The organism is Haliscomenobacter sp., from assembly GCF_040403615.1.
GTDB lineage: Bacteria > Bacteroidota > Bacteroidia > Chitinophagales > Saprospiraceae > Haliscomenobacter.
Genome location: NZ_JBBAKG010000090.1, coordinates 1 through 23,423 on the forward strand (window position 1 = coordinate 1; position 23,423 = coordinate 23,423).

The 23,423-nt window shown below is 44.8% G+C and carries 31 protein-coding genes and 25 tRNA genes; 55 read left to right on the forward strand and 1 reads right to left on the reverse strand.

Features of this window, described 5'->3' with window-relative positions; all coding sequences use genetic code 11:
- Window positions 1-165 precede the first annotated feature (165 nt).
- The 36 genes from ABW391_RS22245 to ABW391_RS22420 all read left to right on the forward strand — a co-directional run bounded on the left by ABW391_RS22245 (window position 166) and on the right by ABW391_RS22420 (window position 11,800).
- Window positions 166-474, forward strand: a complete 309-nt coding sequence (locus ABW391_RS22245; protein WP_353484120.1) for a hypothetical protein — start codon at window positions 166-168, stop codon at window positions 472-474.
- 54 nt (window positions 475-528) lie between these two features.
- Complete coding sequence (locus ABW391_RS22250) at window positions 529-909, forward strand: hypothetical protein (RefSeq protein WP_353484121.1); 381 nt, start codon at window positions 529-531, stop codon at window positions 907-909.
- 24 nt (window positions 910-933) lie between these two features.
- Window positions 934-1,008: transfer RNA gene (locus tag ABW391_RS22255), tRNA-Ile, on the forward strand.
- A gap of 4 nt (window positions 1,009-1,012) precedes the next feature.
- Window positions 1,013-1,087, forward strand: a tRNA-Arg gene (locus ABW391_RS22260).
- A 6-nt stretch (window positions 1,088-1,093) separates the two neighbouring features.
- Complete coding sequence (locus ABW391_RS22265; RefSeq protein ID WP_353484122.1) at window positions 1,094-1,618, forward strand: hypothetical protein; 525 nt, start codon at window positions 1,094-1,096, stop codon at window positions 1,616-1,618.
- A gap of 70 nt (window positions 1,619-1,688) precedes the next feature.
- Entirely contained in the window at window positions 1,689-2,003 is a 315-nt protein-coding gene (locus tag ABW391_RS22270) for a hypothetical protein (RefSeq protein WP_353484123.1), read from the forward strand.
- 634 nt (window positions 2,004-2,637) lie between these two features.
- Window positions 2,638-3,540, forward strand: coding sequence for a tripartite tricarboxylate transporter substrate binding protein (locus tag ABW391_RS22275; protein ID WP_353484124.1), 903 nt, complete (start codon window positions 2,638-2,640; stop codon window positions 3,538-3,540).
- Complete coding sequence (locus tag ABW391_RS22280; protein ID WP_353484125.1) at window positions 3,521-4,156, forward strand: hypothetical protein; 636 nt, start codon at window positions 3,521-3,523, stop codon at window positions 4,154-4,156. The genes ABW391_RS22275 and ABW391_RS22280 overlap by 20 nt, the downstream gene beginning before the upstream one ends.
- Window positions 4,153-4,695, forward strand: a complete 543-nt coding sequence (locus tag ABW391_RS22285; RefSeq protein WP_353484126.1) for a hypothetical protein — start codon at window positions 4,153-4,155, stop codon at window positions 4,693-4,695. Before ABW391_RS22280 ends, ABW391_RS22285 begins: the two co-directional genes overlap by 4 nt.
- Window positions 4,696-5,387: 692 nt before the next feature.
- A tRNA-Glu gene (locus ABW391_RS22290) sits at window positions 5,388-5,463 on the forward strand.
- Window positions 5,464-6,154: 691 nt separating this feature from the next.
- Window positions 6,155-6,228: transfer RNA gene (locus tag ABW391_RS22295), tRNA-Met, on the forward strand.
- A gap of 82 nt (window positions 6,229-6,310) precedes the next feature.
- Window positions 6,311-7,402 carry a hypothetical protein gene (locus tag ABW391_RS22300; protein ID WP_353484127.1) on the forward strand — a complete coding sequence of 364 codons (1,092 nt, stop codon included), beginning with the start codon at window positions 6,311-6,313 and terminating at the stop codon, window positions 7,400-7,402.
- A 481-nt stretch (window positions 7,403-7,883) separates the two neighbouring features.
- Window positions 7,884-7,960, forward strand: a tRNA-Trp gene (locus ABW391_RS22305).
- 8 nt (window positions 7,961-7,968) lie between these two features.
- A tRNA-Ala gene (locus tag ABW391_RS22310) sits at window positions 7,969-8,043 on the forward strand.
- Window positions 8,044-8,047: 4 nt separating this feature from the next.
- Window positions 8,048-8,133, forward strand: a tRNA-Tyr gene (locus ABW391_RS22315).
- Between the two features lie 45 nt (window positions 8,134-8,178).
- Window positions 8,179-8,268 (forward strand) — tRNA-Ser (locus ABW391_RS22320).
- Between the two features lie 4 nt (window positions 8,269-8,272).
- Window positions 8,273-8,347, forward strand: a tRNA-Asn gene (locus ABW391_RS22325).
- A gap of 6 nt (window positions 8,348-8,353) precedes the next feature.
- Window positions 8,354-8,429: transfer RNA gene (locus ABW391_RS22330), tRNA-Thr, on the forward strand.
- 308 nt (window positions 8,430-8,737) lie between these two features.
- Window positions 8,738-8,813: transfer RNA gene (locus tag ABW391_RS22335), tRNA-Gly, on the forward strand.
- A gap of 23 nt (window positions 8,814-8,836) precedes the next feature.
- Complete coding sequence (locus tag ABW391_RS22340) at window positions 8,837-9,058, forward strand: hypothetical protein (RefSeq protein WP_353484128.1); 222 nt, start codon at window positions 8,837-8,839, stop codon at window positions 9,056-9,058.
- A gap of 1 nt (window position 9,059) precedes the next feature.
- Window positions 9,060-9,308: a hypothetical protein gene (locus tag ABW391_RS22345; RefSeq protein WP_353484129.1), complete on the forward strand. Its 249-nt coding sequence runs from the start codon at window positions 9,060-9,062 to the stop codon at window positions 9,306-9,308.
- Window positions 9,299-9,375, forward strand: a tRNA-Pro gene (locus ABW391_RS22350). Before ABW391_RS22345 ends, ABW391_RS22350 begins: the two co-directional genes overlap by 10 nt.
- 4 nt (window positions 9,376-9,379) lie before the next feature.
- Window positions 9,380-9,457: transfer RNA gene (locus ABW391_RS22355), tRNA-Cys, on the forward strand.
- A 6-nt stretch (window positions 9,458-9,463) separates the two neighbouring features.
- A tRNA-Ser gene (locus tag ABW391_RS22360) sits at window positions 9,464-9,551 on the forward strand.
- Window positions 9,552-9,556: 5 nt separating this feature from the next.
- A tRNA-Val gene (locus tag ABW391_RS22365) sits at window positions 9,557-9,632 on the forward strand.
- 4 nt (window positions 9,633-9,636) lie between these two features.
- Window positions 9,637-9,712, forward strand: a tRNA-Phe gene (locus tag ABW391_RS22370).
- Window positions 9,713-9,875: 163 nt separating this feature from the next.
- A tRNA-Ile gene (locus ABW391_RS22375) sits at window positions 9,876-9,949 on the forward strand.
- Window positions 9,950-10,198: 249 nt separating this feature from the next.
- Window positions 10,199-10,272: transfer RNA gene (locus ABW391_RS22380), tRNA-His, on the forward strand.
- A 101-nt stretch (window positions 10,273-10,373) separates the two neighbouring features.
- Window positions 10,374-10,448, forward strand: a tRNA-Met gene (locus ABW391_RS22385).
- Window positions 10,449-10,542: 94 nt separating this feature from the next.
- Window positions 10,543-10,626: transfer RNA gene (locus ABW391_RS22390), tRNA-Leu, on the forward strand.
- 74 nt (window positions 10,627-10,700) lie between these two features.
- A tRNA-Leu gene (locus ABW391_RS22395) sits at window positions 10,701-10,784 on the forward strand.
- A gap of 116 nt (window positions 10,785-10,900) precedes the next feature.
- A tRNA-Leu gene (locus ABW391_RS22400) sits at window positions 10,901-10,984 on the forward strand.
- 41 nt (window positions 10,985-11,025) lie between these two features.
- A complete protein-coding gene (locus ABW391_RS22405; protein WP_353484130.1) occupies window positions 11,026-11,499 on the forward strand; it encodes a ribonuclease H-like YkuK family protein in 474 nt (157 codons plus the stop codon).
- Window positions 11,500-11,505: 6 nt separating this feature from the next.
- Window positions 11,506-11,579 (forward strand) — tRNA-Gly (locus tag ABW391_RS22410).
- A 68-nt stretch (window positions 11,580-11,647) separates the two neighbouring features.
- Window positions 11,648-11,721: transfer RNA gene (locus tag ABW391_RS22415), tRNA-Thr, on the forward strand.
- Window positions 11,722-11,725: 4 nt separating this feature from the next.
- Window positions 11,726-11,800: transfer RNA gene (locus ABW391_RS22420), tRNA-Arg, on the forward strand.
- A gap of 26 nt (window positions 11,801-11,826) precedes the next feature.
- Here ABW391_RS22420 and ABW391_RS22425 read toward each other — a convergent pair.
- Window positions 11,827-12,309, reverse strand: coding sequence for a hypothetical protein (locus ABW391_RS22425; RefSeq protein WP_353484131.1), 483 nt, complete (start codon window positions 12,307-12,309; stop codon window positions 11,827-11,829).
- Between the two features lie 184 nt (window positions 12,310-12,493).
- Between ABW391_RS22425 and ABW391_RS22430 the strand changes: the two genes are divergently transcribed.
- The 19 genes from ABW391_RS22430 to ABW391_RS22520 all read left to right on the forward strand — a co-directional run.
- Window positions 12,494-13,327 (forward strand): Bug family tripartite tricarboxylate transporter substrate binding protein, encoded by an 834-nt coding sequence (locus ABW391_RS22430; RefSeq protein WP_353484132.1) that lies wholly within the window; start codon window positions 12,494-12,496, stop codon window positions 13,325-13,327.
- On the forward strand, window positions 13,324-14,532 hold the full coding sequence (locus ABW391_RS22435) for a hypothetical protein (RefSeq protein ID WP_353484133.1): 1,209 nt from the start codon (window positions 13,324-13,326) through the stop codon (window positions 14,530-14,532). The genes ABW391_RS22430 and ABW391_RS22435 overlap by 4 nt, the downstream gene beginning before the upstream one ends.
- Window positions 14,533-14,649: 117 nt before the next feature.
- A complete protein-coding gene (locus ABW391_RS22440) occupies window positions 14,650-15,207 on the forward strand; it encodes a peroxiredoxin (protein ID WP_353484150.1) in 558 nt (185 codons plus the stop codon).
- Window positions 15,207-15,713 carry a carboxymuconolactone decarboxylase family protein gene (locus tag ABW391_RS22445; RefSeq protein WP_353484134.1) on the forward strand — a complete coding sequence of 169 codons (507 nt, stop codon included), beginning with the start codon at window positions 15,207-15,209 and terminating at the stop codon, window positions 15,711-15,713. The genes ABW391_RS22440 and ABW391_RS22445 overlap by 1 nt, the downstream gene beginning before the upstream one ends.
- Window positions 15,714-15,764: 51 nt before the next feature.
- On the forward strand, window positions 15,765-16,067 hold the full coding sequence (locus ABW391_RS22450; RefSeq protein ID WP_353484135.1) for a hypothetical protein: 303 nt from the start codon (window positions 15,765-15,767) through the stop codon (window positions 16,065-16,067).
- Window positions 16,060-16,350, forward strand: a complete 291-nt coding sequence (gene rpoZ / locus ABW391_RS22455; RefSeq protein ID WP_353484136.1) for a DNA-directed RNA polymerase subunit omega — start codon at window positions 16,060-16,062, stop codon at window positions 16,348-16,350. Before ABW391_RS22450 ends, rpoZ begins: the two co-directional genes overlap by 8 nt.
- Window positions 16,337-16,813, forward strand: a complete 477-nt coding sequence (locus tag ABW391_RS22460; protein WP_353484137.1) for a DUF2452 domain-containing protein — start codon at window positions 16,337-16,339, stop codon at window positions 16,811-16,813. Before rpoZ ends, ABW391_RS22460 begins: the two co-directional genes overlap by 14 nt.
- 58 nt (window positions 16,814-16,871) lie before the next feature.
- Complete coding sequence (locus ABW391_RS22465; protein ID WP_353484138.1) at window positions 16,872-17,330, forward strand: phosphatase domain-containing putative toxin; 459 nt, start codon at window positions 16,872-16,874, stop codon at window positions 17,328-17,330.
- An 11-nt stretch (window positions 17,331-17,341) separates the two neighbouring features.
- The gene (locus ABW391_RS22470) at window positions 17,342-17,947 is read left to right on the forward strand and encodes a metallophosphoesterase (RefSeq protein WP_353484139.1); all 606 of its coding nucleotides are present in this window, start codon (window positions 17,342-17,344) and stop codon (window positions 17,945-17,947) included.
- Between the two features lie 90 nt (window positions 17,948-18,037).
- Complete coding sequence (locus tag ABW391_RS22475; RefSeq protein ID WP_353484140.1) at window positions 18,038-18,271, forward strand: DUF6552 family protein; 234 nt, start codon at window positions 18,038-18,040, stop codon at window positions 18,269-18,271.
- A gap of 55 nt (window positions 18,272-18,326) precedes the next feature.
- Entirely contained in the window at window positions 18,327-18,566 is a 240-nt protein-coding gene (locus ABW391_RS22480) for a hypothetical protein (protein ID WP_353484141.1), read from the forward strand.
- Between the two features lie 220 nt (window positions 18,567-18,786).
- Entirely contained in the window at window positions 18,787-19,869 is a 1,083-nt protein-coding gene (locus ABW391_RS22485) for an AAA family ATPase (RefSeq protein ID WP_353484142.1), read from the forward strand.
- A gap of 65 nt (window positions 19,870-19,934) precedes the next feature.
- Window positions 19,935-20,267 (forward strand): hypothetical protein, encoded by a 333-nt coding sequence (locus ABW391_RS22490; RefSeq protein ID WP_353484143.1) that lies wholly within the window; start codon window positions 19,935-19,937, stop codon window positions 20,265-20,267.
- Window positions 20,246-20,533 (forward strand): hypothetical protein, encoded by a 288-nt coding sequence (locus ABW391_RS22495; RefSeq protein WP_353484144.1) that lies wholly within the window; start codon window positions 20,246-20,248, stop codon window positions 20,531-20,533. Before ABW391_RS22490 ends, ABW391_RS22495 begins: the two co-directional genes overlap by 22 nt.
- A 127-nt stretch (window positions 20,534-20,660) precedes the next feature.
- Window positions 20,661-21,872 (forward strand): vWA domain-containing protein, encoded by a 1,212-nt coding sequence (locus ABW391_RS22500; protein ID WP_353484145.1) that lies wholly within the window; start codon window positions 20,661-20,663, stop codon window positions 21,870-21,872.
- Window positions 21,873-22,185: 313 nt separating this feature from the next.
- Window positions 22,186-22,554 (forward strand): hypothetical protein, encoded by a 369-nt coding sequence (locus tag ABW391_RS22505; RefSeq protein ID WP_353484146.1) that lies wholly within the window; start codon window positions 22,186-22,188, stop codon window positions 22,552-22,554.
- 150 nt (window positions 22,555-22,704) lie between these two features.
- Entirely contained in the window at window positions 22,705-22,836 is a 132-nt protein-coding gene (locus ABW391_RS22510; protein ID WP_353484147.1) for a hypothetical protein, read from the forward strand.
- A 32-nt stretch (window positions 22,837-22,868) separates the two neighbouring features.
- Window positions 22,869-23,171, forward strand: a complete 303-nt coding sequence (locus ABW391_RS22515) for a c-type cytochrome (RefSeq protein ID WP_353484148.1) — start codon at window positions 22,869-22,871, stop codon at window positions 23,169-23,171.
- Window position 23,172: 1 nt separating this feature from the next.
- Window positions 23,173-23,423: demethoxyubiquinone hydroxylase family protein (locus ABW391_RS22520; RefSeq protein ID WP_353484149.1), on the forward strand; the 251-nt coding region annotated here is incomplete at its 3' end.

Here is a 23,423-nt window from a genome sequence, read left to right on the forward strand (position 1 = left end):
GGCCATGATTGCGGCCATACTGAATCCGTTTTGGTTTCGCGATTCAATGTTCAACTTTGTAGAACGCAAGATCAACGAATTCACACGTTGGCGCAACAATGTGAAATACCGCATCTATCTTGGATGCGACCCTGTTGTTTGGCACACACTCAAAGGTGACCTAAAGTGAACAAACTTGTGCGTGATGGCCGGGTAGCAGTTCTGTACTCGCCTGACTATGGTATGGGCTGGTTCTCTTGGAATACCCAGTACCCTGAAATTTTGTTTGACCCTGCCCTGGTTGAGTTGGTGGAAGCAGAAAAGTGGGACGAGTTGCAGGCATTTGTCACACTCAAGTATCCTGATATCTATGCAGGTGGACTTAGGGATTTGCGAATTGAGTGGATACCCGAAGGCACACAGTTTATTGTAAACGAGTACGACGGTAACGAAAGTATCCAAACACTAGATTCAACTGACTGGCACACAGCCTAAATCGTTGACAATCATTTAGCAAAATTATATAATAGGTGCTTACATAAGGCACATATGGAATTTCTTCCCGTACTAGAACTCATCGATCGCTTGTGCATTGCACGAGTAAAACACGCTCGCACTCAGGGTGCGAATCAAATTGAACTTGATTGGTATGAAGACAAATATCGTCAACTACCACAAAGTCCTGAGTTGGATGCAGACATTCAAGCAATGACTGATATCCATCATGCTATCTGGGATCTGGAATGGCAACTGAAATCAGGAGTAGAACAGATGTTGAGTCTCCAGGAGATTGGTCGTCGTGCCATTGCCATCCGTGATTTCAACAACCGACGCATTGCCTACAAAAATTCAATTGCACGTATACTGGGCCACCCTGTGCGGGAAATCAAACAGGACCATCTGGCAGACGGAACAGTTGACACTAAATAAAAGTCCTGCTATAATAGATGCATAGGGCCAATAGCTTAATGGTAAAGCCCTCGACTCATAATCGAGATAGTCTTGGTTCAATTCCAAGTTGGCCCACCAAATACTGGCGTTCGTTCAACGGATAGGACATGATTCTTCTAAAGTCATTATAGGGGTTCGATTCCTCTACGCCGGACCAAATACTATGACCAAAATAAATTCCAGTCCCAAACGTCATACCTTTCAAGAACAAAGTTACATCGACCGATGTAAGGAAGAAGGCAAGGAACCTGGTGAGGATTACTTAAATATGTTTAAGTCTTGTCGTGAGCAGGATCAAGAGCGCATGGCCGATCCTGCATGGCAAAAAGACAACATGGAGTACGACTTGCGTACTACCAAGTGGATCTGCGACAAAGTCAAAAGCAACAAAACCTACGCACAAAACTTGTATGCGTCCATGTGCAACATGCAGTTTGTAAAGAATGACCTATGGCCCTTGCTCAAGGATCAACGCTGGAGCGCCAGTTGGCGCTATGCTGGTGGTATTGTGGCTGACATGCGCGAACAAGGTGACTACATTGAGTGGTACTGCTCGGGCATACAAGGCGATCCTGATGAGGATTGGGTGGATCTAGGACATGTGCCAGAAGGCACAGTAACGGATCAAATACGTGAGGATTTGTTCAAACTGGGATGGATTCCAGTAGAATACCAAAATAACGAATAAATAAATCATATAGGAGAGTATTATGAGTTGCATAGTTTACATCGCAAGTAAGAATCCCAATGGAGCGACGTTGGTAAAAAATATCACGGAATACAGTGATTGGTTTGCAAACGGAATAACAATAGGTACATCGTATGGATGCACAGCAGTTTTGGATTTGACCAATTTAACAAATGATTTTTTTCTCGATGGAATAGATCCAACCACTGTAAGCGCAGTTGAGATGCCCAATTTTTCCGAGTTAGAAGAAATAAGAACAGCAATACAATCTCATGCTTTGACCAGCACAATCAAACAATACAACGCAGACAACGGTATTGTTTCTTATCGCAAAGTAGTGGATGCAGACACCCAGGCAGTACTGATAGACTGGGAAATATCCTAAACAACAGATTATCTGACTGCTAGACTATAAATACAGCAGTTAGGAATCTGTTATGAGCCGGACCCTGATCTGGGTGTTATCGTTTAGTGTGCTAGGGCCAGTGCCTGAGTATGGCGAACAAGCCAAGTTCAAAACTCAAGCCGAATGCGAACAGGCTCGGGATCAAAAACGCGAAGAGTTCCGGGCCCAAAACAAACAGATTGTGGCGTCTTGTCATCTAAGCACCAAATAGATTGACCACATCCAAAAATAAATATATAATACAAAGAACAGCGTAAACTGTTATCAAGAAAAGTGTTCTGGACGGGGGTGCGAATCCCCCCAGGTCCACCAAAAAGAGATATATGATTAACACATCCTATACTATAGTGGTTATACTATTGATTGTGTTTGCTTGTATACATGTCTTTTTTTGATGGGCCTGCATAGTTTCGACAGGGCAAAGAGTAAGGGTAATGGCGCTCGGCAAGGTAGAAGCCGTAGGGTTGGGAGTTCCCGGCCGAAGACACAAAAAACGTAAACGCAAACGACGAACAGTTCGCATTGGCAGCCTAACAGCCGCCTAGGGTTTTGATAGGTTTTCCTCGTAACAGAATAAACCTATCTCCTAACTTTTAACTTTTAACTAACTCCTATGAAAAAACTATTCTTAACATTATTGTTCAGTGTGCTCACGGCACACGCTAACGAGACCATCCGAGTCATTGTTCCTTACGCCCCTGGCGGACAAACAGATATTGTGGCTAGAGTGTATGCCAAAGAACTAGCCAAACAAAATATTGACGCTGTGATTGTAAACAAACCCGGTGCACAAGGATTTATAGGTACACAAGAATTACTAAGGTCTTCACCGAATGGTAAAACAATTATGTTTTCCGGCAGTGGCGGCGTGGTTTATGCGGGCATAAGTAATCCAGCGGCATATGATGCTATGAACCAGGTAGTTCCTGTAATCAGGGTCGCTACATATGGATCAATGATTGTGGCACACAGCTCGTCAGATATCAAAACATTTGAACAACTGCGCAAGGCGTTAAAAACACGCACCGTGGCCATGGCATCTACCGAGAGTGCATCCAAGATTGTACTCGAAGATCTATTTGTCAGTCAGCCCAATGCAATTGTTGTAAATTACAACAGTGATGCACAAGGTGTGCAGGCACTGATGAGTAAAACAGTTGAGGTGGCTATCTTGACCTGGGCACAACAACCTAGAGTTCAAAACGGTGATTTTGTTTCATTGGCAGTGATTACGCCAGAAAACAAAAACGGTGTGCCTAGTTTGAAAAATCTAGGATACGACATTAGTTTTGAAGGCTGGAGCGGATTCTGGTTGCCGCCAGGCACACCGAATCAAGTACGTGATCACTGGTATACAATATTAGAGAAAATTCGAGCAGATAAAGAAGTGCAAAAACAAATTACCTCACTTACATTTGGCAATATACCACCGCGTCAAACCTCTGAACAATTTCGCGATGTTATGGATCGAGACTTTGCTAAACAACTAGCCATCAATGCAAAAAGACCACAATGACATGAGTGATTTTACGTATCTGTTATTGCCTCAGTTGCCTACACTGCCACAGGAATTGGTTGACTTGATAGACCGCAATGCAGATCCGTTGGATCACAACATCTCTCAAGTTTGTATCCGTGTGTTAGATGATTGGAACGGTCAGTACGGCTCAGCATTGAGAAATGTAGGCAGATACGATGAACCGTTCCAATCAGAATTTGTCAAATGGTTCAAAGAAAATATCGCCTCAACATTTCTAAACACTAGAGTCACTTATACCCACGGTGGTAACTGGGCTGATGACCCGTTTTCAAAAGTCATCAGCACCGGAGCTCACTGTGACATTACTAGAGATTATGTACTTGCTTATGCTGTTGACACCGGCGGCGACGATGCCGAGTTGGTATTTTGGAAAGAGGATGATCACGATGTGTACCGTGAGCGTGGTGTAATGATGTCGTCTACCCGCTCGTTACAGAAGATAGACAGCGTCAAAGTTCCAGCAGGTTCTTGGTATCTAATAAATAGCAGGGTATTGCACAGCACAGAAAATTTATCACGCAAAAGAATAACGGTACAGGCGAGTTTTGATACTCAATTGCCACCAGAAATTCTAAACAAAATAAGCCAATGACCGGTGTCTACTGTCCGATGTTGCCGCCCCTAGTGGCGCTACCTCTTGATGCATCTGACAAAACATTTCATCAATATCTAACCATCAGTTGCGATCGAGACGGTGTGCCAGTACCCAACACTGTATGGACTCGGCATGACATCAATCCCAGTATAGTAGAATGGGCCAGACAAAACATATCACCTGAATTTCATGCCATGGGGTTAAACTGTTGTGGCACTGAATCAGGCGGTGTTGGTATTCCGCACACCGATCGTACAAGAAATTGGACCTTGATGTGGGTTCTTGACACAGGCGGCCCGGACGTGAAAACTGTGTTTTGGCAAGAACACAATCATTCTATCAAAAGAGAACCGGGTTATTATCCCCGGAGTTACGATGATTTACAGGAACTGGAAAGCCATGTGTTTGAGCCCAACTGCTGGGTGCTGATTGACGGCAATATCATACACAGCGTGGAAAATTTACAGCATGTTAGGAAAAGTGTACAGATAAGTTTTTGGGAAGATACCGATTTTGTGAGAAAATGGACAAACTAGGTCATCCAGTGTAAACCCTTTTACGGGCTATGGCGTTGTATATGTATGTCAAGGAGACATTGATGATACAGGCTACCAAATGCGACAGTCAGGACAAACCCAGTAAAAACGAGGTCATAAGATTCATGCCCACCAACTGGATCCGAATCCGAGACTGCCCGGACTGTGATCGCAAACGAATCACTGCCTGTCGAGATCCTGCCTGCAATCGAGCCAAAAAGCCTTGACTTTTGATCACTTGTCATATATAATACACTTATGAAACAAACAACTGCAATCATCACAACCATTCGCTCAGAACATGAGTGGGATTGCCACTGGGGGCTTTGCCTGTAATACAAAAGTACTACTAACAAAGACCCTCCACTTCGGAGGGTTTTCTTTTTTGTGCTAGACCATAAATTGAAACTCTGCTACAATAGAACTTAACAAAGCAACAAAGTCGATCGAGACTACTTGCAACAGATCTTTAAAATATACAAAGAGGTTACCAGACCCGTTAGTGGCATTGGTAGAAGTGTCCAATTGGTACCGGCGGGTACCCACTTACTACCAGTCATGAAGCCGGCTCTCTACTGTAACAAGTAGATCCAGAAAAGCGGCGGATCGTCTGGGTATAATGACCGTGGTGACTTGGCCTCGCAAGCCAAGCAGAATAAGATCCACAATGGTTCCTCAATGTAAAATCACATGCTCCGTTCGTCTATCGGTTAGGACACTCGCCTTTCACGCGGGTAAGGAGGGGTTCGATTCCCCCACGGAGTACCATTGTTTTTATAGTCAAGCATCGATAAGGTATCGTGTTGGGACGCCAACACTATTCGGGTCACAGCGGCCGGCGACTGATCCTAATATAACTGCATCGGCTTTGGAACTGTTAGCGCAGGACTCCTAAATTGGCATTCTCGGTGCTTGACTATAAGAATTTGGTCTTAAAGTGTTCATGGACGCACGACGGCTTGTCACGCCGTAAGAGTGGGGATCGTTACCCCCTAAGACCGCCAAAACGTTCCAGCGTCACTGGATAGTCTGACCCAGACGATGAGAAGTGTAATGACACACACGGGTGGTTCTGAAACGGCAAAGTTTCACTGAGAAATCAGCGGTCCAACCTAACCGGCGTTAGCAATACGAGAACGGTCCCTGTCGGGAAGCGGGTGGAAAGTGTAAGTGATGAATAGACTAGTTGGGGCAACTTGACGAAATTTCTGATACACTATAATTACCGCCAAGGGACGCAGAGCATTTGTGTTTGTATTGATAAAAGCGTGTTAAAAACACATTGACGATGGGCCCAACTACCAGGGACTTATTTAATCCAGCGCCGCTGAACGGGCGAAAGCCGCGGTAGACTGCCAGTCACAGTCGTGTCATGTTGCTGGAGGGACGGGGGCTACCCGAAAGGATGTTCCGTACCCTTAAACATCAGGTAGTGCTTTTTTCACTATAAATAAAATACCGCGGGGAGGGCGGTCACCACACCGGTCTCATAAGCCAGGTGCATCGGCAGTTCGAATCTGTCCCCCGCATCCACTCCCTACAATATATGATCGATCCAAACCTAGGATTCTATACCTGTGATGGACAAAAATTTGTTTCTAAAATAAACGCATTTTTGCACAGTCGCACAACTGGAAAACCAGTAGACTGGATTTTTCACGACGATGCATTTTCCAAGTACCCGTGGCACATTGAACCTGAAGCCAGTCTAGATCAATTGTATGATGCTCGTGCTAGGCAATTGAGAGAAAAATACGACTACGTGGTCTTGAGTTACAGCGGTGGGTCGGACACGCACAACATACTAGAAAGTTTCATTCGCCAAGGACTACACATTGACGAGATTGTGACCAATCACATGACCACTGCCACACAGGCTACCACGGTGCTAGACACACGAGTCAAAGACAGTTGGAACTTTGCCGCAGAGCATCAACTGCAAGCAGTGCCTAGATTGCAATACATACGAGATCGATTACCACTCACACGTATAACAGAGTTAGATGTTAGTGATGTGGTAATCAACAGTATGCGCACAACCTTTAACGACGTAGACTGGGTGTTGGGCAGGAACGACCATCTCAGTATCGGGCAATTGTTTAGATACAATTATTTTCACTTTGGAGAGATTAAGAAACGTTTGGACCGAGATCTCAACGTAGTCATCATTGTGGGTATAGACAAACCCAAGTGTCATATTGATCCTGAAGGTAATTTTTGGATGACATTTTTAGATGGTATTGCCAACATTACTACCATCAACGATTTCAACCTAGACTACACAAACACGCACACCGAGATGTTCTATTGGAGTCAAGATTCCATGCCCATGTTGTGCAAACAAGCACATGTGATCAAACGTTGGTTAGAAATCAACACAAAGTACCAAGCAGGGTGGCAAGGATTAAACATTGCTAGATCTAGAATGTTACAAGAACGTCTTTTGCGATCATTGTTGTACAACACAACCTGGGACAACAACTGGTTCCAGGCCAACAAGTCTACATCGTTCTGGCAGACAGAATTTGACACATGGTTCCATGCTAGACCAGACCTGGCTCGTGAACAACAGTTATGGCATCAAGGACTCACACACCTGGAAAATATTCTAGGCGAATATGTCATTCGCAACGATAAAGGTCAGCCTAGTGGGCTAAAGCCTTTTTTGAAACCTTACTTGATTGGACAGATGAAATCTGTTGTATAAATACAACGAGAGAGTTTGCCAAAGTGCTTGACGCACAAAGGTAAATAAACTATAATTGATACTATGAAAACACAACTTTGTTCACTGATACCCAAGACTATGTTTAATCAGGCACCAGCCTGGTCGCATGTCTATGGTCGCTTGTCAACAAGCATTCTAGGAGCACCAGGGTCTTAACGTAGTATACAACCGTATCTAATTCAAAGACCCTGGAACTAAAAACTCCAGGGTTTTTTGTTTTCAAGGAGAACTAGAATGTCAACAGAAGAGTATTGGCGATGGATTCACGATAACGTTCAATGATCGTTATCAAAGTGCAAGGCAACGCGAGCCTGCAACACTTTAAAATTGCAAATAGGCGGCCTCGGGGATGGCTTATGTTCTTGTACATAAAAAAATCCGAGCGTATCGAAGCATTCTCGCTTATGTGGGTTCATCCATGAAGAGTGTTTCGATACACACATTCGCAAGAGTGTGTTATGGCTCGGTAGTTCAGTCTGGCAGAACGTTGGTCTCCAAAACCAAATGTCGGAGGTTCAAATCCTTCCCGGGTCGCCAAAAAATTTGGGCTGTTGGTATAGTTGGGAACACAGTGGCTTTGCAAGCCTCAGTCCCCGGTTCGAACCCGGGACGGTTCACCAAATTGGAGAGTGAGAAGCATTGGCGACTTCAGGAGACTGTAAATCTTCCACCTTACGGTATACGGGGTTCGAATCCCTGACTCTCCACCAATTAACTGTTGACACCATGAGGTGTCGACTATATAGTAGTATAGAGGAGCGTGGGCCGGATGGTAAGGCAGCGGATTGCTAATCCGTACAATCATGAAAGTGGTTGATAGGGTTCGACTCCCTAACGCTCCGCCAAAATTCCAGGGTAGCACAGCGGTAGTGCAGTAGACTGTTAATCTATTGGTCATAGGTTCGATCCCTATCCCTGGAGCCAAAATTTGCCCCTATAGCTCATTCGGTAGAGCAACTGATTTGTAATCAGTAGGTGCCGTGTTCGAATCATGGTGGGGGCACCACTTATATGAAATTTACTAAAGTTACACGAGTACAATTGCGGCATCCTCCAAATCCAACTATGGCTCTTCGCAAAGATTTTGAAACAACCATGTTTACAACCAAAATGCATTGGCAGAACAAGACTGTACATTTTTACATTAACCATATTGATGATCATACACTGGAACGGATGTGGGTTGATCAGGAATCTGCAGAAATATACATACAACATCAACAACAAATGGCTGTCAAATATGGTGGAGCAGTTGTGAGTTTTGAGATCAAAGACATTGACTATACTGTCGAAATACAGTATAATATAGCACCTGCGGATGAAGTGTTTACGGTTACACGTCAGTCTTCCAAACTGAAATAGACGAGTTCGAATCTCGCCTTCCGCTCCAAAATTAAGGAAAAACTTATGGACATGGATCAAGCGGCAGTATTTTTAGCCGGTAGTGTTTTGACCGCACTGGGCTTTGTAGTAGTAGTAATTGGACTTGTGGTAATCAACAATATTATTGCTCGATACTGGCGACCCATTAGAATTTTTACCGAAGACAGTTGGAACAGTGTTGGCAGTTCAGCAAGATTTGCTGAGCCATTAGAGGTGGAAAAGTCACAAAAATCTCCATTAGAAAAGAAATAACATGTGGACTTACATCATAACTTTTGCGGCAGTATTTGCCACTGATTTGATTTACGTTTATTTTGTAAAGTCAATTCAGGATGATCGTGCCATGATGGCCGCATGGTGGTCTGTGGCAGTGACATTCACTGCCAGTGTAGCAGTGATCAACTACACAGAAGATCACTGGGCCCTAATCCCAGCCTTGGCAGGTGCCTATTGTGGTACTTTGTTTGGCATGTGGATCAAGAAAAAAATAAACCGAGTATAGCGCAGCCTGATAGCGCATCTGGTTTGGGACCAGAGGGTCGTAGGTTTGAATCCTACTACTCGGACCAATATATAGCGGTGGCAGAGTGGCCAAATGCAAGGGATTGCAAATCCCTAAAACCGTGAGTTCGAATCTCACCCGCTATTCCAAAATTAGGAAGTGTGGTCGAGCGGTCTATGGCTCTGGTCTTGAAAACCAGCGTATCGAAAGGTACCGTGAGTTCGAATCTCACCGCTTCCGCCAAACATGCATCCTTAACTCAGTTGGTAGAGTTCCTCGCTTACACCGAGGCTGTCGGCGGTTCGAGTCCGTCAGGATGTACCATTATGCCTCTTTAGCTGATGTGGTCATAGCACCGGACTGAAAATCCGGGGAACCAGGGTCGGAACCTGGAGGAGGCACCATAAACGTAGTATCAAGCGTGAACTCTTTAGATGGGTTGATCAACATCTCATTGAGAGTGAACTTGCGTGTGATAGTAGAATAGAATCGTTGTTGATAAGCGCCTTGTGCTTGTTGGTACAAAGGTATCATGGCTTCGTCAGCGGTAATCATACACATATTTATAGCCGGATAGTTAAATGGTATAACGGTCGCTTGATAAGCGATTATTACAAGTTCAATTCTTGTTCTGGCTACCAATTTTTTAAAAGGAGATCTGTCATGACAAGTGACAAGAGTGATAAGATAGCGGGGGTGAAACTTTAAGGTGAAGTAACTGGCTTTTAACCAGTAAAACTCGGATCGTTCCCGAGCACCCCTACCATAAGAAAACTCTCTGAGTGACTACACCGGAACAACACTGAACTTGACTTATTCTGCAGAACAGTCAAGAGGTGCCAGGAAGCGAGGTCATCGTGGTTGCAAGTACCGCAGAGAGTTTCCTTATGGTGTCCATAGTTTAGTGGCAAAACCGCGGGTTGTGATTCCGCTATCACGAGTTCGATTCTCGTTGGATACCCCAAATATGCCAGCGAGACTTGGAAGTCAGGGAGGTTTTATAAACCTTTTAGCGCCAGATTAGCGTTCTTTAGAGGGTTCGATCCCCTCCGCTGGTACCAATCAGGATGAGTAGCATAATGGTAGTGCGCCTCCTTCATACGGAGTCAAGTGGTAGTTCAACTCTACTCTCATCCACCAAGTTTTTTGTTGGGGATTCGCCAAGTTGGTTAAGGCATCGGATTTTGATTCCGACACGCATAGGTTCGAATCCTATATCCCCTGCCAGTGTTTTGCCCCGGTGGTGTAATGGCAGCCACGCTGGTCTTAGAAGCCAGTGCCGAAAGGCGTGTCGGTTCGAGTCCGACCTGGGGCACCAAACCTGGATGGTATGAAAGAGAACCATCAACAACTCGTTTAGAGTCAATTGGGTGAGAAGCCCATCCTAATCATGCGAGAGTGACGGAATGGTATACGTAGCAGACTTAAAATCTGCCGCCGAAAGGCTTACGGGTTCGAGTCCCGTCTCTCGTACCAAGTTTTGTAGTCATGGCCTGGAGCCAGGATAAAGGGTGTTGCGGAATCACGGCGTGGCGTTAAATATCGAAGCGCAACTTAATTAGATTGTGTTCAGCCTGCTACAAATTCCTCATGCCCCTGTGGACAAACTTTGGTAAAGTCGCCTCTCTCAAACAGAGGAGTATAATATGTGAGTTCGAATCTCACCAGGGGTGCCATTAATAAACCTGTAACAGTTTCCGAGTTAAATAGAAAGACGATGATGAAAAAATTAGACATCAATCAAGTGGCAGAGTTTATTCGGGCCCAAACGCCTGAAACACGAATCTACCTCGGTTGCGATAGCGAGCGTGTGAAAATAGACGGCGCTTGGCATGCTGACTATGTGTTGGCCATTGTGGTCCACATCAACGGCAACAACGGTTGCAAGTTGTTTGGTGAAGTGCAACGTGAGCGTGACTACGATCAACGAGCATCACGTCCTGCACTACGCCTAATGACTGAAGTGTACAAAGTAAGTGAGCTGTATTTGAAGCTGGCAGAAGTGTTGGAAGGGCGTGAAGTTGAGGTTCACTTGGACATCAACCCAGATGAGATGCATGGTTCAAGCTGTGTTATCAGCCAAGCAATTGGTTACATCAAAGGTGTGTGCAATGTTATACCTTTTGTCAAGCCCGATGCGTTTGCGGCCTCATATGCTGCAGATAGATTCAAAAGCCTACGTGCCGCATAAGCACATGCGTGGTTAGTTTAATGGTAGAACCAGACGTTGCCAACGTTTAAGCAGGAGTTCGATTCTCCTACCCCGCACCAAATTATGGCCCTGCCCGCTGACACGTTGCCTCTTTTAATGTGGCGTGTTACGGCAGGGTTTTTCTTGAGCTCTTGTAGTACAAAGGCAGTACAATACATTGGTAATGTATAGACGCTGGATCGTTACCAGCCTGGAGCACCACTTTCGGCCTTTAGTTCAATGGATAGAATTCTGGGCTTCGAACCCAGAGGTGGGAGTTCGATCCTCTCAGGGCCGGCCATCTATGTTCATAGATTCGTCGAATCATCAAAATCTATAAGTTATACCAGCCTTGGGTGTAACAGAGATCAAAAATCTTGGGCGTGTCTGTGTGCCTACTACCTGATGCGGGGTTCCAACATTTAACTTATACCATTTATTTGTTTGATACTCTATACTATCAAGAAGTTGAATTTGATCAGTATTGTAAAATTCTGTTACGATATTGATTCCACCAGCATCTATTAGATAGTTATAAGCACAATCTCTTCCTAGGTCAGTATGCATGAAAATACCCCGATCGGATACTACATACTCAACTAGTTCAACTTCTATCGGAAAATGCTCAATTATCCAGTTTGTTAGTTCTTGGTTACTGGTATAAACTCGATACCAGTCCATCTGGTATACACTTCCGTCTTGCCGACGCAGTACTACCGGATTTAATTCGTTCATTTTTTCAAGTGGTACGATTAGATCAGCAGGAACCGATGGAATAGCAACTCCGTATGTGGTATTTGTGGTGCTCATCTAAATATTTAATGCGTTTTTGATCAGACTAAATATTCTGCAACGCCGGGTTCTTCCGACGTCGGTATCTCAAGTGACGCCAGGAGTAGTGACTCCTTTACTGACACAACTATGCTCAGAACGCCACACCGTGTGTAGACTTCCTACTAGCCGTATGTTACAATATACTTTAAGGAGTTGATCCATGATCAAAAAATTGTTTGCTATTCTATTTGGACTTGTTGTCCTAACCTCCCACGCAGAAACTTATAAAATTTACATCGGCAACAGCGCCGGTAGCCTCAGCGATGTTTACACTCGCAAGATTTTTGACCACGTTGAAAAAATAACAGGTGACACGTTTGTTGTTGTTAACCGCCCAGGCGCCGACCAGATGGTTGCTTACCAAGCCATGTTAGACGAAAGTCGAACCAACCCCAATGTAATCTATTCTAGCGGCACTGCTACTCAAGCAGCCAGCTATGTCGTACGTCCTGAACTGAAACTGGACCCTTTGCGTGATACCAAAAGTGTAATCACAGTAGCACTAGTCCGCTATCATTTGATTGTCAAAACCGATAGTCCTATCAAATCAATGCAGGACATTCACGGACGTGTGAACATTGGGGTCAGTAATGCAACCACTACAACATTGATTGCTCGATCCAATTTAGGCAACGAAGTTCAAACTATTCCGTATAAAAGCGACAACGAGATTATTCTTGCACTATTGAAAAATGAGATTCCTGTAGCCAGTGCTATCAGTTTGAATCCGCTAATCTATACACATCGTGATAATATTAGAATTGTGTCTAGTTTTGAAAACTTAAAGGTCACAGGCGCCTTAGGGTACACAGTGGCACAAAACTTTCCCAATGAAAAACTTCTAATACTTAACCGAGCAATCAATCAAGTGCTTGATCATCCCGACATTAGGGATTGGTTCAAGAAAACCATGGGAACATATCCTGCCGGCGGCACCCCTGCACAATACGACAATATTATCCGGCAGTTTAAAAAGGTAATAGTAGACCAATGATTAACCCACCAGACAGCACCGGCGATGTAATATACGGCAACTGTGGTCACTACAGTGTAGGCGACAAGATCTTCTATAACAACTCTGATGCGTTTGTTGAAAGTAAAAAGTCCAATCAAGAAGTCAAGTGGGATTTTTATTCACAACAGTTTAGACAAGCACATGATCTAGGCCTGTGGAAAACTCTAACGCTACAAGATCTGTATGCTCAACGTGCTAGACAACTTAGGCAGCAATATGATCATGTGACTGTGTTGTTCAGTGGTGGATGGGATAGTCGCAACATATTAAATACGTTTGAAAAGGAAAAGATACACATCGATGTTATTGCTATCTTTGTGACACCTGAACTTGAAAACTCCACAGGGTTTGACAATCGTCAAGCAGAAAACTGGTATGGCGAGATCAAGTATCATGCACTGCCGTATGCTGAAGAATACTGTCGTCGCTATCCGGGTACAAAGTTAATTGAGATTCCTTGGGTAGAAACTACAGTGAATGCTTATGCCACTGCCAGTGACGAAGAACTTTATGTCAACAGCCGGCTCAAACCGGGATTTTTGTTTGGTAGAAATATTACTCTAAGTCGGTATCCCCAACTGCTCAAGGATGTTGGTTATAAAAACAGTTGTATCATACAAGGAGTAGACAAGCCTTGTATGATTCATCATGGCATGAAACAGGCACAAGGATTCTTTCCTGAATCTATCATGCGACTATTTTCATACCCTCGACGCAGTCTTGGATACCAAGAGAATCAAACCTGGGAGTTCTTTTACTGGACCCCTGATTTGCCTGAACTGGCCATACGTGGCTGGTATGAAATACTATCTCTATGTCGACGTGACCAATTAGTCAATCGCGCACACGATATTAATACTAGTCTCAGAGATAGATTTAATTTAAAGATGAGCACCGCTTGTCAGGAATCAATTAAAACATCTCTGTACAAATATTTTGATCCCACTGCTTGGCAAGCACAAAAACAAGTCGAATGGGGATTTCACATGACTGTAGAGTTACCGGTGGTGCGTATCCTCAATGAACGACAAATTAATTGGCAACCAAAACTACAAGATCAACTAAAGCAGATAACAAACATTGTAGGCGAATCAAATCTGGTAATCAACGAGCAAGGCGTGGTCCAGGACTACCGATCCATACATGGTGGGTTCATTGATTTGGATATAAATTTCAATTGCTGATAGTCTATTGCTGTCATAGAAAAAATCAATGGCAAAATGCCTTGACTTAGGCAACTACTATACTATATAATAGATGATCAGTACAAACACTGAGTTTCATTGAATCAAGGAGAAAATATGAAAACCGTAGGCGATAAGTTAGAAAAATTCGTAGTCACCGGCGTCAAGCCAGGACAGCCAGAAGATGCGTTCTTTGACATCACAGATGAGTCATTTGCAGGCAAGTGGAAAGTGATTGTTTACTACCCAAAAGATTTTACATTCGTGTGTCCCACAGAGATTGTGGCCTACGACAAGTTGACGCAAGACTTTGCCGACCGTGATGCTGTATTACTCACAGGTTCAACAGATAATGAGTTCTGTAAAGTAGCATGGCAAAAGAGCCACAGTGATCTCGTTAAGATTACACACAATCAGTTTGCTGACACACAACGATTCAACATGGACAGTTGTGACAATTTAAGTCTGATCGAACAACTGGGCATTTTCTATGCTCCAGCGGGTGCCGCACTTCGTGCAACATTCATCGTTGATCCAGACAATGTTATTCAACACGTTACTGTTAACAACTTGAATGTGGGTCGTAGCCCAGAAGAAACACTTCGTGTATTAGATGCGTTACAAACTGGCGAACTGTGTGCATGTAACCGTACCGTAGGCGGGGAGACTCTATAATGGCATTCATCGACGCTATCAAAGAAGCGTTGCCAGACTACGCAAAAGATACTAAGTTAAATCTTGACGCTGTTCTTTTGCGTAGTACACTAGATGCGGATGTGGCTATGGGTTGTGCTGTAGCCGCACTCGCCTCAACTGGCAACGGTAAGGTATTGGCTGTATTATTAGCCGATGCTCCTATTCACGCAGAGTCAGCAATGACAGCCGCATCAACCATGGCCCAAAACAATACCTGGTACCCCTATGTTGAAATGACTGATGATCCTGCTCTAAAAGGATTGCCAGCACAGTTGCGTATGAACTCCATTGCAACGCATGGTGGAACTACCAAAAGCAATTTTGAAGCATTCAGTTTGGCTGCAAGTATTGTGGGAAAGTGTCATTTTTGTGTTAAGGCACATTATGAAACACTCAAGACTGAAGGCTACACAGTGGAACAGCTTCGTGACATTGGACGCATTGCTTCGGTGATGAATTCAGTCGCAAAAGTTCTAAACAGTTGACCTGTGGGACGAAACCTGTTATACTAAGTTTCGTCCTACTTAAATAACTGTATGAGCAACGATCTAGCCAAATTTATAAACTCAAAACGACGCCACAAAACAGATGTGGCGATTTCAAGGCAAGTAAAGATTGCCCAATCACATAATACATTTAATCAGACCAATATCAAACAACCACATAGACTGGCCAAACGCCATGCTATGGATTGTGGAAATCCCGGTTGTTTCTTGTGCGGCAACCCACGCAAGACACACAAGGATAGATTGACTCAGCAAGAAAAACGACTGTTTCAAGACTTAGAAAAAACTTCAGATCGACACTCAAACGGATTACCAAAGGACCAAGATGAATAAATTTCAAACCAGACAAGATGAACTTGCATACGAAGCAACCCTAGGACTCAGCAACGAAGCCGCAGTGGACGCAGTAGAGAATCGCTACGACCTAGTGCTGATCGGTGCTCGTCGTGCTAGAGAACTAGGTCGTGGAGACAAGCCCAAACTAGACGGCCCTAAACACAGTGCAGTGGTCACTGCTCTCAAAGAGATCGAACAAGGATTAGTGGGTCGTGAATATCTGTACAAGCAGTTGGACATTGAACCACGTCGTCGCTTCAAGGATTATGGCGGATTCTGATCAGCCAAACTCAGCCAAGGGTCGAGACAGTTTTGATGTCACCACTGGCAACACCCTGGTACATTTTTTCAACAGAAATGTAACACCTTACGCCACCAGCACACTAGGTCCCACATTTGATCTAGTTCCTGTTGAGAAGCAAAAGGACTTGATGATCAATCATGCCAGGATGTATGCCCAGCAAGAGTATGATCGTATCATGGAACTGGTCACAGTACTGGAAAAACAAGCACAAGACATTCGGCGCAGGCTTGATGTCACTGATGCAGTGTATGCAGCCGAATACAATTTTCAACTGGTAATGGGCAGTTGCTACTGGTTGGTCTGGCACAAACGACACAACAAAACCTTGTTGGTACACACAGGGCCTGCAGATTGGAACACCGGTGCTCCAGAAGACTATGAGTACATGATGCAGGTCAAATACATGGGCGATCACACCTGGCAAGAAGTACTAACTTAGTACTACTTGACCAAATCCTCCTTTTGTGTTATAATAATTGTATTAAAAGGAGAACAACATGCCCTGGATTGAAAACATAGCCGCAATTGATGTGACCAAAAGTCATCACCATGCCGCTGGCGAGAACTCCATGCTGATCAGCATCACAGACCCTGCTGGTTGGCGTCCCGAGGCCATGCACTCATTCAAACAGCGTTATGACTTTGAGTTCCTGGATGCGGATGATGGCTTCCCTGAAGAGTGCCTGATCAGTGATGCGCAGGCACAAGAAATTGTGCGCCTGTTGCAACATGCAATAGAGAACCGCATGAATGTGGTTGTGCATTGTACCGCAGGCCTGTGTCGTTCAGGTGCTGTGGCTGAAGTTGGTATTATGATGGGGTTTGATGATACCGAGCGTACTCGTATACCCAACATTCGTGTCAAGCACCGCATGATGCAGGCGCTGGGTTGGACCTACGATGCAGATGAGAAGCCAGACGATGCGGCCTGGCGTAGAATGAACTTAGACTATTAAGAAAGGAGCACATGATGCCAGCAGTATTTTTGACAAGCGACACACACTTTGGTCATTCCGGCGTGTGTCGCTTTACCGAAGCAGACGGTGTGACCAAGATCCGTCCCTGGACTGATCCTGATGAGATGGACGAAGAAATGATCCGTCGCTGGAACGACACGGTGCGCCCTAACGACAAGGTGTATCACTTGGGTGACGTTGTGATCAACCGCAAGGCCTTGAAGACATTGGCCAGGTTGAACGGGGACAAAGTGTTGATCCGTGGCAACCATGACATCTTTCGTGATGACGAGTACAGGGAATACTTTCGTGAGTTACGTGCATACCATGTGATGAACGGAATGATCTTGAGTCATATTCCCGTACACGAAGCATCGTTGGGTCGCTTTGGTACTAACATTCACGGGCACTTGCACACAAATCGTGTGCGTAAGGCACGTGGTGTGGATGCCCGAACTGGCGCTGTATTGTACAGCACTGAGATTGACCCTCGTTACCATTGCGTATGCGTGGAGCAAACTGACTTTGCACCCATCTTGTTTGAAGATGTTATCAAACGCATTGAAGCAGAAGGTGGTGTAGTTGGGTTAAAATCCGGCAACGGACCCACTATGTAAAAGTAATACTCAAGTACTACAAAAGCCCTGCACTTTTGCGGGGCTTTTTTTTGACTTGACCAAATATTCAAAATCGGTTATAATCATAACATGAAATTAGAAATCAACGAAATACTACAGTGGACCGGGGCAGTGTTTATCATTGCAGGGCACAGTCTCAACGCCGTGGGTCCTGAGGCCTACCCTTACAACATTCTTGCATTTTTTGTGGGCACAATCTTGTTCATGGCCTGGACAATCCGTGTTGCAAATCGCCCACAGTTGATGGTGAATGTCGTGGCCCTGGGCATTGGAGCATCTGGGCTGGTCAAAGCATTTGGTTGACCAATAAATCCCATTTTGCTATAATATACACATACAGACACAAAAGGAGCCCAAAATGACAGAATTTGAAAACAAGTGTTACGGTATCACAGAACAAGAAATCCGTGAACAATACATGCAGAGTATCACAGCCCAGTGTTCAGGTCTTGAAATGGTTGTGATGGGCATCATGAGTGACTGCCAGGAAATGATGGCCATGGGCACTGGTCCTCGTTCCGTTGAGTATGTTCGTAAACAAATGAACATTGCCAAATTCATCCTGTCAGAAATGATGGACGCCCGAGAGCCAGCATAATTTAAGGAGAAACACATGAGCCGAATGAGCGACCTTAATATACAGATCCAAGAACTGTTGGATCAAGGACAGACCCCTTTTATGATTGCCCAGATGCTGGATGTTCCAGTTTCTTGGGTGTACGAAGTAGAAGAAAATAGTCCTTTTGCAATATCAAACAGTTGACGATAAAATCAACATCTGCTACAATAAAGACTTAGTAACTAGAAAGGCACAGCCCATGTCAGAATCCCGCACCGTTACCTCGCTTCAAGCAAAGAAATCTTTGCTCAAAGCATTCCAAGTCAAACGTCCCTTGTTCTTGTGGGGTCCTCCCGGCATTGGCAAGAGTGAACTTGTTGAAGGCATTACAAACGACTTGAACGGTCTAATGATCGACTTGCGTTTGGGTCAGATGGAACCCACAGACATTCGTGGTATCCCGTTCTATAACAAGGACATTGGCAAGATGGATTGGGCTCCCCCTGTGGAACTGCCTGATGAAGAAACTGCCGCACAATATCCTATTGTGGTGTTGTTCTTGGACGAACTTAATAGTGCCGCACCCTCTGTACAGAGTGCCGCGTATCAACTAATTTTGAATCGACGCATTGGCAAGTACAAGTTACCCGACAATGTTGTGATGGTTGCCGCAGGTAACCGTGAAAGCGACAAAGGCGTTACTTATAGAATGCCAACTCCCTTGGCAAATCGCTTCATCCACCAGGAGATGAAAGTGGACTTTGCATCGTGGCTTGAGTGGGCAGTAAACAACCGAGTTCACAAGGACGTGGTTGGTTACTTGAGTTTTGCCAAGCAGGATTTGTACGACTTTGATGCCAAGTCAGCGTCACGTGCCTTTGCTACACCACGCTCATGGACTTTTGTGAGCCAATTGTTGGATGACGCCAGCGACGACGACACCACAATGAACTTGATTGCAGGTACTGTGGGTGAAGGTCTTGCTGTGAAATTTATGGCCCATAAAAAGGTTGCCGGCCGCATGCCTAACCCTACAGACATCTTGAATGGCAAAGTCAAAGACTTGAATGTTAAAGAAGTGTCGGCCATGTACAGCCTGGTGATCTCCATGTGCTATGAATTGAAGGGTGCAGTAGAGAACAAGGTGGAAGACAAGAAGTTCCATGAGATGGCCGATAACTTCCTGGGCTACATGATGAAGAACTTTGAGACCGAGTTGACTGTGATGGGTGCTCGTATTGCATTGACCACATACGACTTGCCCTTCCTCCCAACCAAGTTGAAAAACTTCGACGAGTTCCACCAACGCTTTGGCAAGTACATCTTGCAGGCGTCGGCCTAAGTTTAAGGGGTCGTGTGGATTAAATACACGGGCTGTGGACACATGGCCTCTTTTCTTTTCCTACCATGAAATACAAAGTTGTAAAATTAGATGCAAGGTACAGTCATCACACTGCCTACCAGTACATGATTGAGTTCTCAAAAGGGCACTGGATTGGCACTGGCGTGTTGAGTTTTGATCGTGCCCGACGTTGGTTTACCACAACCTATGGATGGGGGCAAGACGTTGAAGTCAGAAGTGAACTGCTTCGATCAAAGCAACACCATGAGGAAGAATTTGAGCCAGATGACATCAACTCCACCTGGTCCTTCAGTGCCAAATACAATGACTACCGCATCTATGTTGCAACAGACAAAGAACTCAGTTGGTTTTTGCTATGTCATCCCTCATCACCGTAAAAAAGAACTTGATTGTGTTTCATAGTCCCAGCGACTGGAATGACATCTATGCCAGGATTCTCAAAGATTTTGGTATGGGAATGGCTGTGCGCACTCGGCTACAAAGAGAACTTGGTTTCACTTATCGCAACTATCAAGAGTGGATCTGGGTTGCCAAAATGGATGGAGGCCACAAGTATTGCGAACAGCAAGTGCATGTTGATTTTTACACAGAATCTGCACAAAGTTGGTTCCAGTTAAAGTACTTGAATTTAGGTAGTACTTGAGTACTACTTGACCAATAAATAGTGATCTGCTATAATATACACATAGACAACAAAGGAACAGCCCGTGACTACCGCTACTACTACTAACAAAAAAGAATCTGATAAGTTCAAAGATCTTATTGGACCCATGGACACCAAACTCGACAAAATTGTGCGTGAAATGTTGATCACCGCCCGTGTGGGCCTGTTGCTCAAAGCGTCATTCTTTGGCAACCTTGCTACTCGTTTGAAACTGGTAAACGCAGATGAGTGGTGTGCCACTGCCGCAACAGACGGCAGAAACTTCTATTACAATAGTCGCTTTATCAAAATGCTCAAGCCCAAAGAGATTGAATTCTTGTTTGGACACGAGGTATTGCATTGTGTTTATGATCACTTTGGGCGTCGCGGCAGTCGCGATCCACAGTTGTTTAATATTGCCAATGACTTTGCTGTGAATGGCGACTTGGTCAAACACAAGGTAGGTGAGATGATTACCACAGTGCCTTGCTTGTTCGACCGCAAGTATGAAGGCATGAGTTCAGAAGAGATCTATGACAAGTTGTACGAAAAAGCAGAAAAGATCAACATCAGCGACTTGCTGGACAAAATGATCGACGAGCACATGGATGGCGAAGGCGATCCCAATGATGGCAGTGATGGTGATCAAGAAGGCAAAGGTCGTCCCAATCTGTCTCCCGAGGAGCGCCAGCAAATCCGTGATGAGATCAAAGAAGCCATGTTGGCGGCAGCCGCCACAGTGGATGGTGCAGGTAATATCCCAGCAGGTGTCAAGCGTCTTATACAAGACATGACTGAGCCCAAGATGAACTGGCGCGAATTGTTGCGTATGCAATTAGAAAGCACTATCAAGAGTGATTATACTTGGATGCGAGCCAGCCGTAAAGGTTGGCACATGGATGCGGTCATGCCCGGTATGAAACTGGATCCCATGATTGATATTGCTGTGGCACTGGATGCTTCGGGTTCAATCAGCACAACAATGTTGAAGGACTTCTTGAGTGAGATTCAAGGCATCATGGATTCATTCCCTGCATATCGTATTCACGTTATCACGTTTGATACTGATGCATACAATCCTGCACAATACGACTCGGACAACCTGGAAGACATCTGCGACTACGAGGTCAAAGGTGGCGGTGGCACTGACTTTGATTGTATCTTCAAGTACTTGAAGGACAATGAAATTGAACCCAAGCGTCTGGTTGTGTTTACAGACGGCTATCCGTTTGGTTCGTGGGGTGATGAGAACTATGCAGATACAGTTTGGATCATGCATGGTACCACAACTATTGAGCCACCGTGGGGTCAATATGCTTACTATGACGAGGCTGAATAATGAATGATTTAAAATTTACCACAGCCGCTGAGTACATGAAGGATGATAGGTGTTGCGGATCTGGCACTTGCATTATCAATCAAGATGGTGAGTGCTGGTGCGGACAACAGTGGGACGGCGAGAAGATGTGCCAACCTGTGGTACCAAATGAACAACCTATGGAGCATGAATGAACGAATTAACCAAAGCAGTGGTATTTTGTATGATAGGCATGATCATATCATTTGTACCTATCTTGTACAAGAACAATTGGACCATACAGATGAATGGGCATCAAGTGAAACTTTTTGGAGAGTGAAGTATGTTTAGTGTTTTGAAATTTATCTATATTTTATTCAAGGCTGGTCGAGATGTGATCAATCCCAACATCAATCCCCTGCGTCATGCACCTGTTTATGTCAAATACTTTCTCAGCATCCTACTAGGTTGTTTTTGGAGTCTTGCATTTGGTCTTTACATTGGTGAACTGCTGACAATTGGCTACAACATGCTGGGGCACATTGCCATCATCAGTATGGTGTTTGCTACCTGGGGTGTGTTTCGCACAGTGGAAACGACCTACAAGCCACGCACAGGCGTGAACTGGTTGCGAGCCCCGGATCATTCTAGCCGTTGTGATGAGTTGACTGAAGATCAACGACGAGAGGCTGTGAACCGAGCTGATCAAATGCTGAGTCGTTGAAAGGTATAGTATGATACAAAATCTAAGAATTAGATTGGCCCGTTGGATCCTACGTGAACATTGTGCCTGTTATCGTATGGGCTATCACAATCTGGTAGACTTTGATCAGCGATGCGCTGATGCCAAAGCCCGACATCAAGCGAGATCACCATGAACCAACACAATCAAGAACCTGAACAGAATCCAGTGGAACAGGTGGCTAGATACAGTCACATTGTGATTCCCCTTGTGGGAGCAGTTTTGATGTTCCTGATGATTTTCATTGCTATCACTATGGCCTAAGACTAAGTAATATTTTTAAAAAGGAAAATTGTATGAAAATCTCAATCGCGTTAGTTGCCGCAATGGCATTTTTATCAGTTGCGGCTCAGGCACAAGATGCGGCTGCTGGCAAAACCAAATATGCCACCTGTGCAGCCTGTCACGGTGCTCAAGGTCAAGGCGGAGCAGGTCCCAAGTTGGCAGGTCAAAAGCCCGAGGTAATTGTGCAGAAACTGACCACTTACAAGAACAAGGGTCAGATTGGAGCACAAAGCCAACTCATGTGGGGCATGGCGGCAGGACTTTCTGCCGATGATATCAAGAATATTGCGGCCTACACAGCCACATTCAAGTGATATGATCCCCCGATCTTTCGCGCAATATGTCCAGCAGGAACTGCGTTCGGATCATGCGGGTGAGGTTGGGGCTGTAGAAATCTATCGTGGCATAAAAGCAGTGGCACTTTGGCGTGGTGACCATGAACTCATGCAGTTTGCTGATGAGCACGGTGCTGTGGAACAGGAGCATTTGACCATGATGGAGGCCCTGGTGCCTGCGGAACAGAGAAGCAGGCTGCAAACACCATGGCAGATAGCAGGTTGGCTCAC

What these genes read in the sequence shown, in the direction of transcription:
- ABW391_RS22250 (WP_353484121.1), top strand. Translation starts at nt 529, where the DNA reads ATGGAATTTCTTCCCGTACTAGAACTCATCGATCGCTTGTGCATTGCA.
- ABW391_RS22265 (WP_353484122.1), top strand. Translation starts at nt 1,094, where the DNA reads ATGACCAAAATAAATTCCAGTCCCAAACGTCATACCTTTCAAGAACAA.
- ABW391_RS22275 (WP_353484124.1), top strand. Translation starts at nt 2,638, where the DNA reads ATGAAAAAACTATTCTTAACATTATTGTTCAGTGTGCTCACGGCACAC.
- ABW391_RS22280 (WP_353484125.1), top strand. Translation starts at nt 3,521, where the DNA reads ATGCAAAAAGACCACAATGACATGAGTGATTTTACGTATCTGTTATTG.
- ABW391_RS22285 (WP_353484126.1), top strand. Translation starts at nt 4,153, where the DNA reads ATGACCGGTGTCTACTGTCCGATGTTGCCGCCCCTAGTGGCGCTACCT.
- ABW391_RS22340 (WP_353484128.1), top strand. Translation starts at nt 8,837, where the DNA reads ATGGATCAAGCGGCAGTATTTTTAGCCGGTAGTGTTTTGACCGCACTG.
- ABW391_RS22345 (WP_353484129.1), top strand. Translation starts at nt 9,060, where the DNA reads ATGTGGACTTACATCATAACTTTTGCGGCAGTATTTGCCACTGATTTG.
- ABW391_RS22405 (WP_353484130.1), top strand. Translation starts at nt 11,026, where the DNA reads ATGATGAAAAAATTAGACATCAATCAAGTGGCAGAGTTTATTCGGGCC.
- ABW391_RS22425 (WP_353484131.1), bottom strand. Translation starts at nt 12,309, where the DNA reads ATGAGCACCACAAATACCACATACGGAGTTGCTATTCCATCGGTTCCT.
- ABW391_RS22430 (WP_353484132.1), top strand. Translation starts at nt 12,494, where the DNA reads ATGATCAAAAAATTGTTTGCTATTCTATTTGGACTTGTTGTCCTAACC.
- ABW391_RS22435 (WP_353484133.1), top strand. Translation starts at nt 13,324, where the DNA reads ATGATTAACCCACCAGACAGCACCGGCGATGTAATATACGGCAACTGT.
- ABW391_RS22440 (WP_353484150.1), top strand. Translation starts at nt 14,650, where the DNA reads ATGAAAACCGTAGGCGATAAGTTAGAAAAATTCGTAGTCACCGGCGTC.
- ABW391_RS22445 (WP_353484134.1), top strand. Translation starts at nt 15,207, where the DNA reads ATGGCATTCATCGACGCTATCAAAGAAGCGTTGCCAGACTACGCAAAA.
- ABW391_RS22450 (WP_353484135.1), top strand. Translation starts at nt 15,765, where the DNA reads ATGAGCAACGATCTAGCCAAATTTATAAACTCAAAACGACGCCACAAA.
- rpoZ (WP_353484136.1), top strand. Translation starts at nt 16,060, where the DNA reads ATGAATAAATTTCAAACCAGACAAGATGAACTTGCATACGAAGCAACC.
- ABW391_RS22460 (WP_353484137.1), top strand. Translation starts at nt 16,337, where the DNA reads ATGGCGGATTCTGATCAGCCAAACTCAGCCAAGGGTCGAGACAGTTTT.
- ABW391_RS22465 (WP_353484138.1), top strand. Translation starts at nt 16,872, where the DNA reads ATGCCCTGGATTGAAAACATAGCCGCAATTGATGTGACCAAAAGTCAT.
- ABW391_RS22470 (WP_353484139.1), top strand. Translation starts at nt 17,342, where the DNA reads ATGATGCCAGCAGTATTTTTGACAAGCGACACACACTTTGGTCATTCC.
- ABW391_RS22475 (WP_353484140.1), top strand. Translation starts at nt 18,038, where the DNA reads ATGAAATTAGAAATCAACGAAATACTACAGTGGACCGGGGCAGTGTTT.
- ABW391_RS22480 (WP_353484141.1), top strand. Translation starts at nt 18,327, where the DNA reads ATGACAGAATTTGAAAACAAGTGTTACGGTATCACAGAACAAGAAATC.
- ABW391_RS22485 (WP_353484142.1), top strand. Translation starts at nt 18,787, where the DNA reads ATGTCAGAATCCCGCACCGTTACCTCGCTTCAAGCAAAGAAATCTTTG.
- ABW391_RS22490 (WP_353484143.1), top strand. Translation starts at nt 19,935, where the DNA reads ATGAAATACAAAGTTGTAAAATTAGATGCAAGGTACAGTCATCACACT.
- ABW391_RS22495 (WP_353484144.1), top strand. Translation starts at nt 20,246, where the DNA reads ATGTCATCCCTCATCACCGTAAAAAAGAACTTGATTGTGTTTCATAGT.
- ABW391_RS22500 (WP_353484145.1), top strand. Translation starts at nt 20,661, where the DNA reads ATGGACACCAAACTCGACAAAATTGTGCGTGAAATGTTGATCACCGCC.
- ABW391_RS22510 (WP_353484147.1), top strand. Translation starts at nt 22,705, where the DNA reads ATGAACCAACACAATCAAGAACCTGAACAGAATCCAGTGGAACAGGTG.
- ABW391_RS22515 (WP_353484148.1), top strand. Translation starts at nt 22,869, where the DNA reads ATGAAAATCTCAATCGCGTTAGTTGCCGCAATGGCATTTTTATCAGTT.